Origin of the sequence: Bradyrhizobium sp. HKCCYLR20261, assembly GCF_051168435.1 — a bacterium.
GTDB lineage: Bacteria > Pseudomonadota > Alphaproteobacteria > Rhizobiales > Xanthobacteraceae > Bradyrhizobium.
The window spans coordinates 369,053-382,678 of record NZ_JBNPUZ010000001.1; the positions used below are offsets into that span (position 1 = coordinate 369,053).

Annotated in this window: 11 protein-coding genes; all 11 read right to left on the reverse strand. The window is 65.4% G+C overall.

Annotated elements, in window-relative coordinates:
* Positions 1-12: 12 nt before the first annotated feature.
* Positions 13-1,929, reverse strand: coding sequence for an ATP-dependent zinc metalloprotease FtsH (gene ftsH, locus ACQR1L_RS01695; RefSeq protein WP_434856190.1), 1,917 nt, complete (start codon positions 1,927-1,929; stop codon positions 13-15).
* Positions 1,930-2,162: 233 nt separating this feature from the next.
* Positions 2,163-3,236, reverse strand: a complete 1,074-nt coding sequence (gene tilS, locus ACQR1L_RS01700) for a tRNA lysidine(34) synthetase TilS (RefSeq protein WP_434856191.1) — start codon at positions 3,234-3,236, stop codon at positions 2,163-2,165.
* Positions 3,237-3,300: 64 nt separating this feature from the next.
* Positions 3,301-4,338: a tol-pal system protein YbgF gene (ybgF, locus tag ACQR1L_RS01705; RefSeq protein ID WP_434856192.1), complete on the reverse strand. Its 1,038-nt coding sequence runs from the start codon at positions 4,336-4,338 to the stop codon at positions 3,301-3,303.
* A 181-nt stretch (positions 4,339-4,519) separates the two neighbouring features.
* Complete coding sequence (pal, locus tag ACQR1L_RS01710; protein ID WP_434856193.1) at positions 4,520-5,014, reverse strand: peptidoglycan-associated lipoprotein Pal; 495 nt, start codon at positions 5,012-5,014, stop codon at positions 4,520-4,522.
* Between the two features lie 291 nt (positions 5,015-5,305).
* Complete coding sequence (locus tag ACQR1L_RS01715) at positions 5,306-6,028, reverse strand: N-acyl amino acid synthase FeeM domain-containing protein (protein ID WP_434856194.1); 723 nt, start codon at positions 6,026-6,028, stop codon at positions 5,306-5,308.
* Positions 6,029-6,355: 327 nt separating this feature from the next.
* Complete coding sequence (locus ACQR1L_RS01720) at positions 6,356-8,695, reverse strand: putative bifunctional diguanylate cyclase/phosphodiesterase (RefSeq protein WP_434856195.1); 2,340 nt, start codon at positions 8,693-8,695, stop codon at positions 6,356-6,358.
* Positions 8,696-8,945: 250 nt separating this feature from the next.
* Positions 8,946-10,250 carry a Tol-Pal system beta propeller repeat protein TolB gene (tolB, locus tag ACQR1L_RS01725; RefSeq protein WP_434856554.1) on the reverse strand — a complete coding sequence of 435 codons (1,305 nt, stop codon included), beginning with the start codon at positions 10,248-10,250 and terminating at the stop codon, positions 8,946-8,948.
* A 44-nt stretch (positions 10,251-10,294) separates the two neighbouring features.
* Positions 10,295-11,332 carry a protein TolA gene (locus tag ACQR1L_RS01730; RefSeq protein WP_434856196.1) on the reverse strand — a complete coding sequence of 346 codons (1,038 nt, stop codon included), beginning with the start codon at positions 11,330-11,332 and terminating at the stop codon, positions 10,295-10,297.
* On the reverse strand, positions 11,329-11,808 hold the full coding sequence (locus ACQR1L_RS01735; protein ID WP_434856197.1) for an ExbD/TolR family protein: 480 nt from the start codon (positions 11,806-11,808) through the stop codon (positions 11,329-11,331). Before ACQR1L_RS01735 ends, ACQR1L_RS01730 begins: the two co-directional genes overlap by 4 nt.
* 39 nt (positions 11,809-11,847) lie before the next feature.
* Positions 11,848-12,522 (reverse strand): protein TolQ, encoded by a 675-nt coding sequence (gene tolQ / locus ACQR1L_RS01740; protein WP_050886856.1) that lies wholly within the window; start codon positions 12,520-12,522, stop codon positions 11,848-11,850.
* 485 nt (positions 12,523-13,007) lie between these two features.
* A complete protein-coding gene (locus ACQR1L_RS01745) occupies positions 13,008-13,496 on the reverse strand; it encodes a DUF2852 domain-containing protein (RefSeq protein WP_434856198.1) in 489 nt (162 codons plus the stop codon).
* Positions 13,497-13,626 lie beyond the last annotated feature (130 nt).

The window sequence follows — 13,626 nt, forward strand, 5'->3', positions numbered from 1 at the left end:
GACCCTGCGGCCTCAGGCCTGCGGCTGCGGCTCCAGGCCCGGATCGGGCCGCGGACGCGGCTTGCCGGCAGGCGGCACCGCCGAGGCGCGCGGCGTCGACGGCTCGATCGCGGATTCGCGGTTCGGCTTCTTGCCCTTGAGCAGGTCAAGGATCTCCTCGCCGGTCAGCGTCTCGTATTCGAGCAGCGCCTGGGCGATCGTCTCCCAGTCCTCGCGCTTCTCGGTGATGATGCGACGGGCTTCCTGCTCACCGGCCTCGATCAGTCCGCGAATTTCCGAGTCGATCAGGCGTGCGGTGTCGTCCGAGATGTTGGTCGAGCGCGCCACCGAATGACCCAGGAACACCTCCTGCTCATTGCTCTGGTAGCGGACGCGGCCGAGCTTGTCGGACATGCCCCACTCCATCACCATCGCACGGGCGAGGTTGGTCGCCTGCTGGATGTCGCCGGTGGCGCCGTTGGTCACCTTCTCCGGACCGAACTTCTGCACCTCGGCCTCGCGGCCGCCAAACATCATCGCGAGCTTGGAGACGCACCATTCGCGGGTATGCGAGTGACGGTCGGCCTCGGGAAGCGACTGCACCATGCCCAGCGCACGGCCGCGCGGAATGATGGTCGCCTTGTGGATGGGATCGTGGCTCGGGACATTGAGGCCGACGATCGCATGGCCCGCCTCGTGATAGGCGGTCAGCATCTTTTCTTCCTCGGTCATCACCATCGAGCGGCGCTCGGCGCCCATCAGCACCTTGTCCTTGGCCTCTTCGAACTCGGACTGCGTGACCATCCGCTTGTTGCGGCGGGCGGCGGTCAGCGCGGCTTCGTTGACGAGATTCATCAGGTCGGCGCCGGAGAAGCCGGGCGTACCGCGGGCGATGGTCTTGAGATTGACGTCCGGCGCCAGCGGCACCTTGCGGACGTGAACCTTGAGGATCTGCTCGCGGCCGATGATGTCGGGGTTGGAGACGACGACCTGGCGGTCGAAGCGGCCGGGACGCATCAAGGCGGGATCGAGCACGTCGGGGCGGTTGGTGGCGGCGATCAGGATCACGCCCTCATTGGCCTCGAAGCCGTCCATCTCGACCAGCAGCTGGTTGAGGGTCTGCTCGCGCTCGTCATTGCCGCCGCCGAGGCCGGCGCCACGATGACGGCCGACGGCGTCGATTTCATCGATGAAGATGATGCAGGGCGCGTTCTTCTTGGCCTGCTCGAACATGTCGCGGACGCGGCTGGCGCCGACGCCGACGAACATCTCGACGAAGTCAGAACCGGAGATGGTGAAGAACGGCACGTTGGCTTCGCCGGCCACGGCGCGGGCGATCAGCGTCTTGCCGGTGCCGGGAGGGCCGACCAGCAGCACGCCGCGCGGAATGCGGCCGCCGAGGCGCTGGAATTTGCCGGGGTCGCGAAGGAATTCGACGATCTCCTGTAGGTCCTGCTTGGCCTCGTCGACGCCGGCGACATCCTCGAAGGTGACGCGGCCATGCGCTTCCGTCAGCATCTTCGCACGCGACTTGCCGAAGCCCATCGCCTTGCCGGCGCCGCCCTGCATCTGTCGCGACAGGAAGATCCAGACGCCGATCAGCGCGATGAACGGCAACCAGGAGACGAGGAGCGACACGAACCACGGCACGTTGTCACCCGGCGGCTTCGCGGTGATCGAGACCTTGCCGTTGTACAGACGAGTCACGAGCGTCGGATCGCTCGGCGCGTAGGTCTGGAACGAGGAGCCGTTCTTGAAGGTGCCGTGAATCTCGGGGCCCTGGATCACGACGTCGCGCACATTGCCCTGATCGACCTCCGTCAGCAGCTGCGAGAAGGTGATGTCTTGCGACGACGCGCGTTGCCCGGGATTTTGGAAGAGGGTGAACAGTGCCAACAGCAATAGGACAATAATGACCCAAAGGGCGAAATTGCGCAGATTGGCGTTCATCGATTTTCCTTCGTGGTCGCGCGGATCGCGGCCGTCTGTCCTCAGACTTATCCCTGGGTAGCCACGAGGGAATCCCCCGGTCGACCGTCTCGTAATCTAGGTACCACTCGCCGCAATGCCAAGGGAACCAGACAGGACTATTTAACGCATCCTAGCCCGATTCCCGCTTAAAAAATGGCGCGGGAAAGCGCCGACCATGCAGGTGGTTAAGCGTCCGCGAAGCTGCCGCCCGCTCAAGTCCCGCGCGATCGCCGTGGCGGCGCGGGCGTGATGCGGATCGACTCTTTCGTCATGCTTACCAGCGCACCAGCCAGGGTTTGTTTTAGCCTGCCTGGAGCAGACCTACCACTATCTACGATCCCCGCAAGAGTCCGGTCCAGCCGGTCGAGCAGCGCTTCGGCCTTGCCAAGTTCCACGGGCCCTTCGGTTCCCACGCGATCGATGGCGCGCATCAACAGCCGCAGCCTGATTTCTGCTGGAAGTGCGACAAACGCGCGCGGGTCGAAGCTGTGGCCCTGGGCCGGCTGTTCGCCACTGCCGCCGTCGGCCTGGAGGGCGAGATAGCGCTCGGCACCGTCCACCATGCGCTCGATCGCGGCATTGGCCCGTCCAAGCCGGCGCGCCAACGTCGCCAGCGTGCGCGCATCGCCGCCCTCCTCCGCCAGCGCCGGCATCAGCGCGCGCAGGCGCGGCCGGGTGAAGGACGGATCGCGATTGGTCGGATCATCGGCGTGAGGAAGCCCCGCGGCGCGCAGCGTCGCCAGCAGCCTGGCCTTGGGGATGTCGAGCAGCGGCCGCGCCAGCAGCAGCCCATCTCGCGAACTGACCGGCGTCATGGCCGCAAGCCCGGCGATGCCGCTGCCGCGCAGCAGCCGCATCAGCACCGTCTCGGCCTGGTCATCCCGCGTATGAGCGGTGAGGATATGGCCGGCACGCAGCTGCCGCGCCGCGCGCGTCAGCAGCCGGTAGCGCGCCAGCCGCGCCGCTTCGGGAATTCCGGCCCCCGGTTTGTCGTCGGTCCAGCGCAAGGTGCGGTGCTGAACACCCAGGCTGCGCGCGATCTGCTTGACCAACCGGGCTTCGCCCGCCGAGGTACGCCTGAGACCATGATCGACGGTCACGGCAAGCAGCCGCGGGCCCGTCACGAGAGACGCCCGCCACTGCGCCACCAGCCACATCAGCGCCATGGAGTCCGGACCGCCGGAGACCGCGATCACGAGCGCCGGCACCGCCGCGAGCGGCGCGAACAGGCGCTCGGCCTCGGCGGCGGACACCGGGAGATCGGCTTCGGAGCGTGCGTTCGCCATGGCGCGGCAGCCTACCCGCCTCGCTGCCCGGGGGCGAGAGCCCTACGATCTCACGCCGCGCGGCTCAGCACTTCACCCGCTTCTGCTCTTTGTCGACCGTCGCCTTCACACCCGCGGAGGCGCGCGGATACTTCCGCGTCACCTCGCCGAACGCGGCGCAGGCCGCCTCCTTCTCCTTCAAGGCCGCCAGCGACTGGCCGAGCCGCAGCAGCGCGTCGGCCGCCTTCGACGATTTGTCGTGCTTGGTGGTCACCGCCAGGAAAATTTCGGCGGCATCGCGGTATTGCTGGCGCTGGTACAGGCTTTCGCCGAGCCAGTATTGCGCATCGCCGATCATCGGATCGTTGGGATATTTCTGGGTGAAGTTGCGCATTGTCTGCTCGGCCAGCGCATAGTCGCGCCGCTGCATGTAGCCGATGCCGAGGTCGTATTCATCGCGCGGCGTCTGCCGCGGCGGCGCCGTATCCAGCCCGCCGGCGGCGGCAGGGGCCGCCGCCTGGGGATAGCGGCCGGGCGGCGGGCTCGCGGGATTGACGGGATCCGGCGCACGGGCCACCGGCTGGCCGCCACCGGGCTGGATCGGCAGCGGCCCTCCGCCGAGCGCCTGCGGCGCGCCGGGCGCGGTCGGGTTCTGGCTCGGATCGAAGGCGTCGCCGCGACGGGTCCGCCCGCCCGGGGCCGGCGGATCCAGCGCGATCGGGGCGGGTGCGCCGGCCTGCGGCTGGGCGTAGACGGGAGGCTGCTGCGGCGTGGGATAGGCCTGCTGCTGGGGCTGTCCATAGGGCTGCTGGCCATAGGCGGGCTGTGCGGGCTGGGCGTAACCCGGATTGACCTGCGCCGGTGCCGGCGAAACGCCCGGCTGGGCAGCCGGCGCGGCCGTCTGCGCCCCGCTCTGCAACTGCCTCAGCTGCTCCTGGAGCTGGCGATTGCGGTACTGCAGCTCCTCGTTCTGCCCGGTCAGTTGTCGCAGCTGATTCTCCAGCCGCTCGATCCTGATCTCGGGATCCTCGTCGACCTGGGCGAACGCCCGCGACGACATTGACTGGCACGACAAAACGACGAGCGCTGCGAGCATCGCTGCGGCGCTCCGAGGAAGAGACATGAACGACATGCTGCCCTGACGACCGGATCGGCGAGAGGTTGAAAAAGCCTGATGAGCGAGGCTGTAAAGTAGAATTGAGATGGAGACAAATGACGTTCAAGCGAAGACGAAATGATGAAGCCGGCGTCGATGGCGACGCCGGATTCATCAACGACCCGTCATGAGACGACGTCGTTCAGCTTCATGAACTGGCGTTCAGCACGGTGACCGCGCGGCGGTTCTGCGACCAGCACGAGATGTCGTTACACACCGCGACGGGGCGCTCCTTGCCGTAGGAGATGGTGCGCATGCGGCTCTGGTCGATGCCGCGCGAGGCCAGGAAGTTTCGGACCGACTGGGCGCGGCGGGCGCCGAGCGCGATGTTGTACTCGCGGGTGCCGCGCTCGTCGGCGTGGCCCTCGATGGTGAACTGATAGCGCGGATAGGTCTGCAGCCACTGCGCCTGCTTTTCCAACGTCGCGATCGCCTGCGGCGTCAGATCGGTCTGGTCGCTCTCGAAGAAGACGCGATCGCCGACATTGACCACGAAGTCCTGCTGGCTGCCTGGAGTTGCAGCGCTCGCCATCGCTCCGTCGGCCCCGGTGAGATTCTTGTTGGCGCAGGCGCCCATCGACAGCGCGACCGAGAGCACGGCAGCCAACTTCAATCCCTGGAGGATACGCATGTGATATTTCATTCCCGGAGCCTCCACGCTCACGTTCTTAGACTGCCATCCGGTCTACAGGTCGATGGTTAAGCGAACGTTCCGTCAACCTTGATGGGGTCTTGCCGAACCCCGTCAAATGCTAACGAAACCCGAAAAAGCGACCGCGATGGTTAATGGGTTGTAAATGTGGCGCCAGGGTGAAGGCAAGCGGCGGCCCGCCGGGAGCACGGCGCTTTTCGCCGATATTTGCGCCAAGGCCACGAAATTGAGCCGGCGCAGGGGGCTGCGCCGGCTTGAATCCGGGAACAAGACCGACTTTGCTCAGCCGGCCTTCGCGACAGGCTGAAGCCGAAACGAATCAGAGAAGGCGTCGGGCGCGCGACGGTCGAACAGCATCCGCCGCTCGAAGGCGCTCGAGCGCATGAAGGGGAAGCGCTGGAACACCCGCTCGCGGATCTTGGGGTAATGCGCGGCGACGAGGCCGACCGGCTTGGTCAGGCCGGAGTAGAGCCGCGGCTCGCCCCACGGCTCCTGGAGGAAGACCTTCTTGTAGAAAGCGCGGTGTTCCGGCCGGACGTTGGCAAGGCCAATATTGGCGTTGAAATGCGCGCAGGCAACATAGCCGAGCCGGACGGTGACGTAGGGAAGCGCTGGAAACAGCCGGGCTTTCTCGTAATCGGCCACGAAACGCGTCGGATCGACGATCACCTGGCCGCGGTCGAGCTCGGGATGCAGCAGATCGGAAAACATGTCCGCCGACAGCGACCGCCGCCATTGCGAGTTCAGCACGCTGATGCGGATCGAGCTGTACAGTTCGCCATGCACATAGACGCCGAAGATGAAACTGTTGGGAAGATCGTCATACTCGTCGGTGACGCGTTCGCTCGCCGAGGGGAGGATGGCTCCTTCGCGCAGATAGGCGCGGTAGCGCAGCCGGTAAATCTCGTCCTTGTCTTCCGCAGTCAGCGCCAGCCGATAATCGACATTTTCGAGCGCATCCGACTTCTGGTCAGCAACGGCAGTAACTCGAGCCGCCGACTTCATTCGCAACCCCTTTTCACACACAACCCTTACGAGTACCTAATGAGCTTAACAGTGCGTTAATTCAGACGCAAAGCTTTCGGCGGTACAGAGTTAACGGTGCGGGAAATCGGGCGTCATGACTGCGACTTACAGAAATGAAACGGAGTGACTCAGGTATCGCTACGGATCACTTCCGTGCCTATCCGAAACCTGTGCGCGTGGCATACGCGTGTTCTCAGCCCGGATGATGCGACGTGGGGTTGTCACTTTAGCGTTCACATGGGCGTGCGTGTCCGCACGAGCCCCAGCGATGCTGCCGGACCGTCGGAGACGCGGGCGAGACGGCGATCAGGCGATCGACCGATTGCCTCCGGCGACCGCAATCGCCTCTTCCGCCGGCCGTCGGCCGTGCGAGGCATTCAGAAGCTGACGGATGCGCACGGCGGGGACCGGTCGGCTGAACAGATAGCCCTGGGCTTCGGTGACCGTGCCATCGGCACTGACCAGCTCCAGCTGCTCGTTGGTCTCGATGCCCTCGACGACCACCGACATGCCGAGATCGGCCGACAGCCGCGCGACGCCGCGCAGCAATGTCAGCGGCCGGTCGCTGTCGATGCCCTCCAGGAAGGAGCGGTCGATCTTGACCTTCTCGAGCGGGAAATTGTGCAGGTAGCTGAGGCTCGAATAGCCGGTGCCGAAATCGTCCAGCGAGATGCGGACCCCGAGCATATGGAGCTGCGAAAGAACGTCGTGCGTCAGCTGCGTGTTGCGCAACAGCGAGGATTCGGTGATTTCGATCTCGAGCCGGTGCGGCGGCAGGCCGGAGACTTCGAGGGCGTAGCGCACCTCGCTCAGCACGTCGCGCTGGTGGAACTGCTGCGGCGAGAAGTTGACGGCGACGCTCACCGCCTCCGGCCACTTCATGCATTCGAGGCAGGCCTTGCGCAGGATCCAGCGGCCGAGATCGACGATCAGGCCCATGTCCTCGGCGACGGGGATGATGTCCACCGGCGAGACGGTGCCGCGCACCGGATGGTTCCAGCGCAGCAAGGCCTCGCAGGTCGAGATCTTGCCGGACTTCAGATTGACCAGCGGCTGGTAGAACAGCTCGAATTCCTCGTTGGCAAGCGCCTTGCGCAGATCGAGCTCGAGGATGCGCCGCGCCTCCACGGTCTGGGCAAGCTCGTCGCGGAAGAAGCAGAAGGTACCCCTGCCCTCGGCCTTGGCGCGATACAATGCCATGTCGGCATTCTTCAGCAGCGTGTCGGCGCTGATGCCCGGCGCGGTCATCGCGATTCCGACGCTGGCGCCGATCTCGACCAGATGATTGTCGATCTTGTAGCGTTCGCTCAGCTGATCGACGATCCGGCGCGCGAGCACGGCAGCGTCGTCGTTGGAGCGAATGTTGCGCTGGAACACGACGAACTCGTCGCCGCCGAAGCGGGCGACGAAATCCTCCGGCCGCAGCATGTCGCGCAGCCGCTCGGACACGGCGCAGAGCAACTGGTCGCCGCAGGGGTGGCCGAGGGTGTCGTTGACCTGCTTGAAGCGGTCGAGATCGACGAACAGCAGCGCGGACAATTCGCCGTTTCGTTGCGGGATCCTGAGCAGCCGCTCGATCTCGTCCCGGAAGCTGACGCGGTTCGGCAAGGTCGTGAGTTCGTCGTAACGCGCCAGATGCGAGATGCGCGCCTCCGCATGGCGCCGCTCGGTGATGTCCTCGAGCAGGACCACGGCACCGCCATCGGCCATCGGCTGGAACGTCCAGGACAGCGAGCGGTCGCGCACCACGTCGGGATCGCTGGTGATCACGTTGTGGGTCTTGGTGTGCTCGATCTCCGCCAGGATCAGCCGGCCGCTCGCCGCCGAGATCGACCCGGCGACCACACAGGCATTGATGATGTCGGCGGCCTTGCCGCCGCGCTGCAGGATATCCTCCGGCAGGCTCATCATCTCGCCGAAGCGGTGGTTCATCACCGCCAGGCGCCCGTCGGCGCGGAACATGCACAGGCCGTGCGGCATGTTGTTGAGCGCCGTATCGAACTGCTTGGCCAGCGCCGACTCGCCTTCGCGCGCCACGAAGGCCTGGACGAAGATCCGCTGCAGGTTCGTCGAGATGTGCTTCAACGACATGAAGAACAGCACGCAGAACGCCGCCATCCCCATGTAATAGGGACTGCCATTCAGCGCGAGCGAGAGTGCGAGCGGCCCGCAGGCGAGCAGGATCTGGACGTGGAAGATCCAGGGGCGTCCATAGGTGCGCCCGGCGCCCGCCGACATGTAGCAGAGCGTCACCGTGATCGCGATCAGGTGCACGACCGGATCGCTGTTGCCGGACACGGCGACGACGCACCAGATGCCGAGCACCAGCGCGTAGATCATCGCGCCGACCTGGTAGCGGATCTCCCAGCGCGCCACCGCCTCGGGGGTCAAGCGCCCGCCGTCACGGAGATGCCGGTAGTAGCGCATGTCGAGCGAGCGAAACGCGCCGGCCACGATCAGCAGGATCGCGCAGGGCCAGAGACTGGTGTCGCCGCTCTTGATCGCGGTCATGACGGCCGCGACGGCGGCGCAGAGTGCGCCGGCAAACATCGGGCCGGGATCCTGGAAGAGGGAGTCGACGAGCGCCGCCTGGATACCGGGCGACAGCTTTCGATCGTCTTCTCCGCTTTGGCTGGCAAGCTGCATTCGTGCGCACGCGTCCTGTTCAGTGCGCAACAATACCGTTCGCAAGTGAAGTCTTTCTGAGCGAACATCGTTAGCGGAGCGTTGCCGCAGCCGCGAAACGGGCGGATTTCCCCGAGATTTCAGCAAACTAGGGAAACACTACTCCGACCTTGCAACGAATGGTTCCATTTCGACCGAAAACACGCATTGCGCGACCCGCCGGCGACGCGTCCACTCAAGTGTGAGCGAGCATCGACGGGCCATCTACTCCTCACGACAGCAGCGGCGACCAGGCCGGGTCCGAGGCGAAGCCCGGCGTTTGCACCTTCTGCTCGAAGCGGCCGGAGACGTCGATCGTATAGAGCGAAGGACCGGCATTGCCGCCGGGATCGCGGAAGAACATCAGCACGCGGCCGTTCGGAGCGAAGGTCGGGCCTTCGTTGTGGAAGCCGGAGGTGAGGATGCGCTCGCCGGAGCCGTCGGTCTTCATGATGCCGATCGCGAACTGGCCGCCGCCCTGCTTGGTGAAGGCGATGTAGTCGCCGCGCGGCGACCACACCGGCGTCGAGTAGCTGCCCTCGCCGAACGAGATGCGCTGCGCGGCGCCGCCGCTCGCCGACATCACGTAGATCTGCGGCTTGCCGCCGCGATCGCTCTCGAAGCAGATCTGGCTGCCGTCCGGCGAGTAGCACGGCGAGGTATCGATCGCCGGCGTGTCGGTCAGCCGCGTGGTCGCGCGCGAGCGCAGATCCATCACGAACAGATTGGAGTTGCCGCCCTGCTGCAGGCTCAGGATGATACGCTGGCCGTCGGGCGAGAAGCGCGGCGAGAACGACATGCCCGGAAAGTTGCCGACGATCTCGCGCTGGCCGGTCTCGATATTGAACAGATAGACCTTCGGGTCGCCCTGCCCGAACTCCATGTAGGTGATTTCCTGGCTCGACGGCGAGAACCGCGGCGTCAGCACGAGGTCGGCGCCGCGGGTGAGATAGCGGACATTGGCGCCGTCCTGGTCCATCAGCGCGAGCCGCTTGACGCGGCGCTCCGATGGCCCGCTCTCGTCGACGAACACGACGCGGCTGTCGAAATAGCCCTTCTCGCCCGTGAGCTTCGTATAGATCTGGTCCGAGATGATGTGGGCGATGCGCCGCCAATATTCCGGCGCCGTCACATATTGCTGGCCGGCGAGCTGCTGGCCCGTATTCGGCTCCCACAGCCGGAACTCGGCCTTCAGGCGGCCGTCGGGCTGGCGCGTGGCGCGGCCGGTGACGATGCCGCGCAGATCGAACGGCTTCCAGCTTGCGAATTGCGGCGGCGCCTCGAAATTGCTGATGCGCTCGGGAAATGCAGCGGGGTCGACGGGCGCGAACAAGCCGCTCCGCTTCACATTGTTGGTGATCACCTGCGAGATGCCGTTGCCGACATCGGCATCGCCGGCGCCCCCCGGAACGAACGGCGGAATCGCGATCGGGAGCGGCTTGAAGCTCGTCGGCACGATCTCCAGGCGGTCTTTCTGCTGGGCCAACGCGGGACCGGCGCCCAGCGCCGCGACGGCAGCGCCTCCCGTCGCCAACAGCTGGCGCCGCGTGAAAGATCCGGTCGTGCGGTCGGGAGGATTCGTCAAGTTCGGCCTCGCATCGAATTCATCGTTTTGAGATTGAATCGCGTCAGGATGAGCTTCCACTCGTTGTAACGATTCTTCGGTAGAAACGCATAAGGCGCACAGTTCTCGACCGCCCGCTTCGCGTTCTCCGCCACGGCGAGGCTGACCGCCCGATTCGGGCCCGTCACGCCGGAGACGACGGGCGTTGCGAGCAGGGAGCCGTCGGAACGCAACTGAATGTCGAGGTCGACCGAGATCTTGTCTTCGTCGACACCACTGTAGGGCGCGTTGAAGCAGCGCGTCACAGCCTCCTGGAACGCGCCCTGCCAACTCGCCACGTTGGCCTCGGCTGTTCCCTGGACCGTGCCGAGCGCCGCATTCGCGTTCAGCTCCGCTCCCGTCACGGCCTGCCGCGTCGGATCCTTCTGATTGATCAGGCTCGCCATCTTTTCGGCGTCGAACTTGCGCTCGCTCTTGTGCTTCGGCGGCTCGGGCGTGGCGGCCGCGGTCTGCTGCGGCTTGGGCGGCTGCTTCGGCTTGTCCTTGTTGAGCACGCTCGCGATCTGGTCCGGATTGAACGGATCGGGCTTCTTCTCCTCCGGCTTCGGCTTTTCAGCAGGCAGAGGCTTCGGCGGATCCGGCTTCTTCTCGGCCACGGGCTTGGGCGTATCGGGCTGCTTCTCGACCGGCTTGGGCGGGTCGGGCTTCTTCTCGAGCGGCTTCTCCGGCTTGGGCTTCGGCTCCGGCGCGGCGTCGGTCTCGGTGACCTGCTTGGTGTCGACCTTGCCGACGATGTCCTCGGTCGGCTTCTTCTCGCCGATCTTGTCGGCGAGCAGCTTCTGCGACTCCTTCTTGCCGGCGAGCGCGCCGGCCTTGGCCTTCGAGGTATTGTCCTCCGAGATCACGTCGACCGGCACCAGGTCCTCCGGCGGCGCCACCATCGAGCGGGCGGAGAAGCTGAACAGACCCCAGCCCAGCACGAGCACGTGCAGAGCCACGGAGAGCACCGTGCCTTTGCGCTGACGTGCGAACTGGATGAGGTCCTTTGCCGTCATGAGCCCTGTTCCGGCAGCACGACGATGCTGGCGCGATAGCCGGCGTCACGTGCCATGCCCAGCACCTTCATCATGTCGGAGTAGCAGGCGTCGCGATCGCCGCGGATCTTGACGACGTTGTCGCCGCCGCCGGCACCCGCCTCCTTCATCGCCTTGATCTTCGGCCCGAGCTCGTTGATCCCGATCGGGGAGTCACCGATGTAGACATCGACCTTCGACGCACAGCCGCCGCCGGTTTTCTTCACGGTCACCTCGAGCGGCGGCTTGGCGTCGGCAGTCGAGGCCGAGCCGCCCTGTGCCTGCGGCAGGTCGACCTGGATGTTCACAGTGAGCAGTGGCGCTGCGACCATGAAGATGATCAGCAGCACCAGCATGACGTCGACCATCGGCGTGACGTTGATCTCCGACATCACCGGTGCCTTGCGCCGACCGCGGCGACCACCGCCGCCGGACGCGCTACCCATGCTCATGCCCATGCTGCGATACTCACGATCCGGTCGCCATTATACCCGCCCTCATCCCCGCTCGTCGATCTGACGGGACAGGATGGCCGAAAATTCATCTGCGAAGCCCTCCAGGCGCTGGGCCTGCCGGTTCACCTCCGAGGAGAACTTGTTGTAGAAAATCGTCGCCGGAATGGCCGCGATCAGGCCGATGGCGGTGGCGAACAGCGCTTCCGCGATGCCGGGCGCGACCACCGCGAGCGAGGTGTTCTTCGAGCCTGCAATCGCCTGGAAGCTCGTCATGATGCCCCAGACGGTGCCGAACAGGCCGACGAAGGGGCCGGCGGAACCGACCGTGGCCAGCACGAGCAGCCGGCGTTCCAGCCGCTCGACCTCGCGCGCGATCGAGACGTTCATCACCTTCTCGATCCGCATCTGCAGGCCGGCGAACGACCGCGCATGGCCCTCGAAGGAGCGTTTCCACTCGCGCATCGCCGCCACGAAGCACGCCGCCATCGACTGCGTCGGCTTGGCCGACAGCACCCGATAGAGCTCCTCGATCGACTCGCCGGACCAGAACGCCTGCTCGAACCGGTCCATCGAGCGGCGCGTCCGGGAATACAGGAACAGCTTGTCGATCGCGATCGCCCACACCCAGACCGAACAGGTGATGAGGCCGAGCATCACGCCCTTCACGACCCAATGCGCCTGCCAGAACAGCGCGATCAGGGAGAAGTCGCCTTCCATCCGAAGTATCCTCTCAACCAACAGCCCGGGACACCCGGGTCCATGCATCCGCCGTTCCACGCCGGATGCCATCGCGGCGCAAAGCGCCTACGCAACAAAGCCCTGAACTGATCGCTTTAAGAGGCCCGCCGAAGCCATAAGTGGCCTGCTTCCTCCGCCAACGTGTCAAAACAAGGGCTCGGCGCCCGTAAGCGCCCCTTAACCAAACCCCCTCCGGGGTTAAGGCGGGGTTACCGCGGAGTTTTGCGGAGGTCAAAGGCCCTGCCGGGACAGCCAGATAGAGCCTTTGTGATCAGGCCATTGTGACGTCGCGGCCGTTCTGGCCGCCTGCAGCCAGCGGCGAGGCGCCGCAGGGGAAAGGTAATTAGGAACGCAAAACGCCCGCCGGCGGGGAACCGCGGGCGGGCGTCTTGTGCCGTCAGGGCGGGGGCTGAAAGCCCTGCGGCGTCAGGATCGGTCGATCAGTTCGTCGACCTGCCTCGCGATCAGCTCTGGGGCTGGTCGTTCGGCGGCGTCGGCGGCCGCTGCTTGTGCTGCGCCATGAAGGCGTCGAACTCTTCCTTGTCCTTGGCGTGACGCAGGCGGCTCAGGAAGTCGCGGAACTCCTGCTGCTCCTCCTCGAGCCGGCGCAGCGTCTCCATGCGGTACTCATCGAAGGCGCGGTTGCCGCTCGACGACGGCTGCGAGAAGCCGAAACCAAAGCCGCGGCGCTCCATCCTGTCGCGCATGCGGTCCATCTTCCACTGCATCCGTTCCATCTTGTTCGACCAGCGATCGCTACCGTTCCAGCACGCCATCTTTCTGCTCCCGAGTGTGAAAAAGAGAAGGGCAAGTCCGATCGGCCACCAGATGATGAAGCCGAGCACGGTCACCGCGATCCAGCCGGGATGCCAGGGCGACTCCATCATGTGGGGCCGGTACCTGCGCTCCTCCTCCGAACCGCGCCATCGATTGACATCTGCGGTGTAGGCCATCTCCCTCTCCATTCGCGGCGCCATGCCGTGTGAATGTAAATAACATTTACATAGCTAGCTCAACCCGTGATTTTGTCAAGGCGGCCGCCTGACGCGCCGCCCGGAATATTTTTCGTCCGGCGTTGAACCT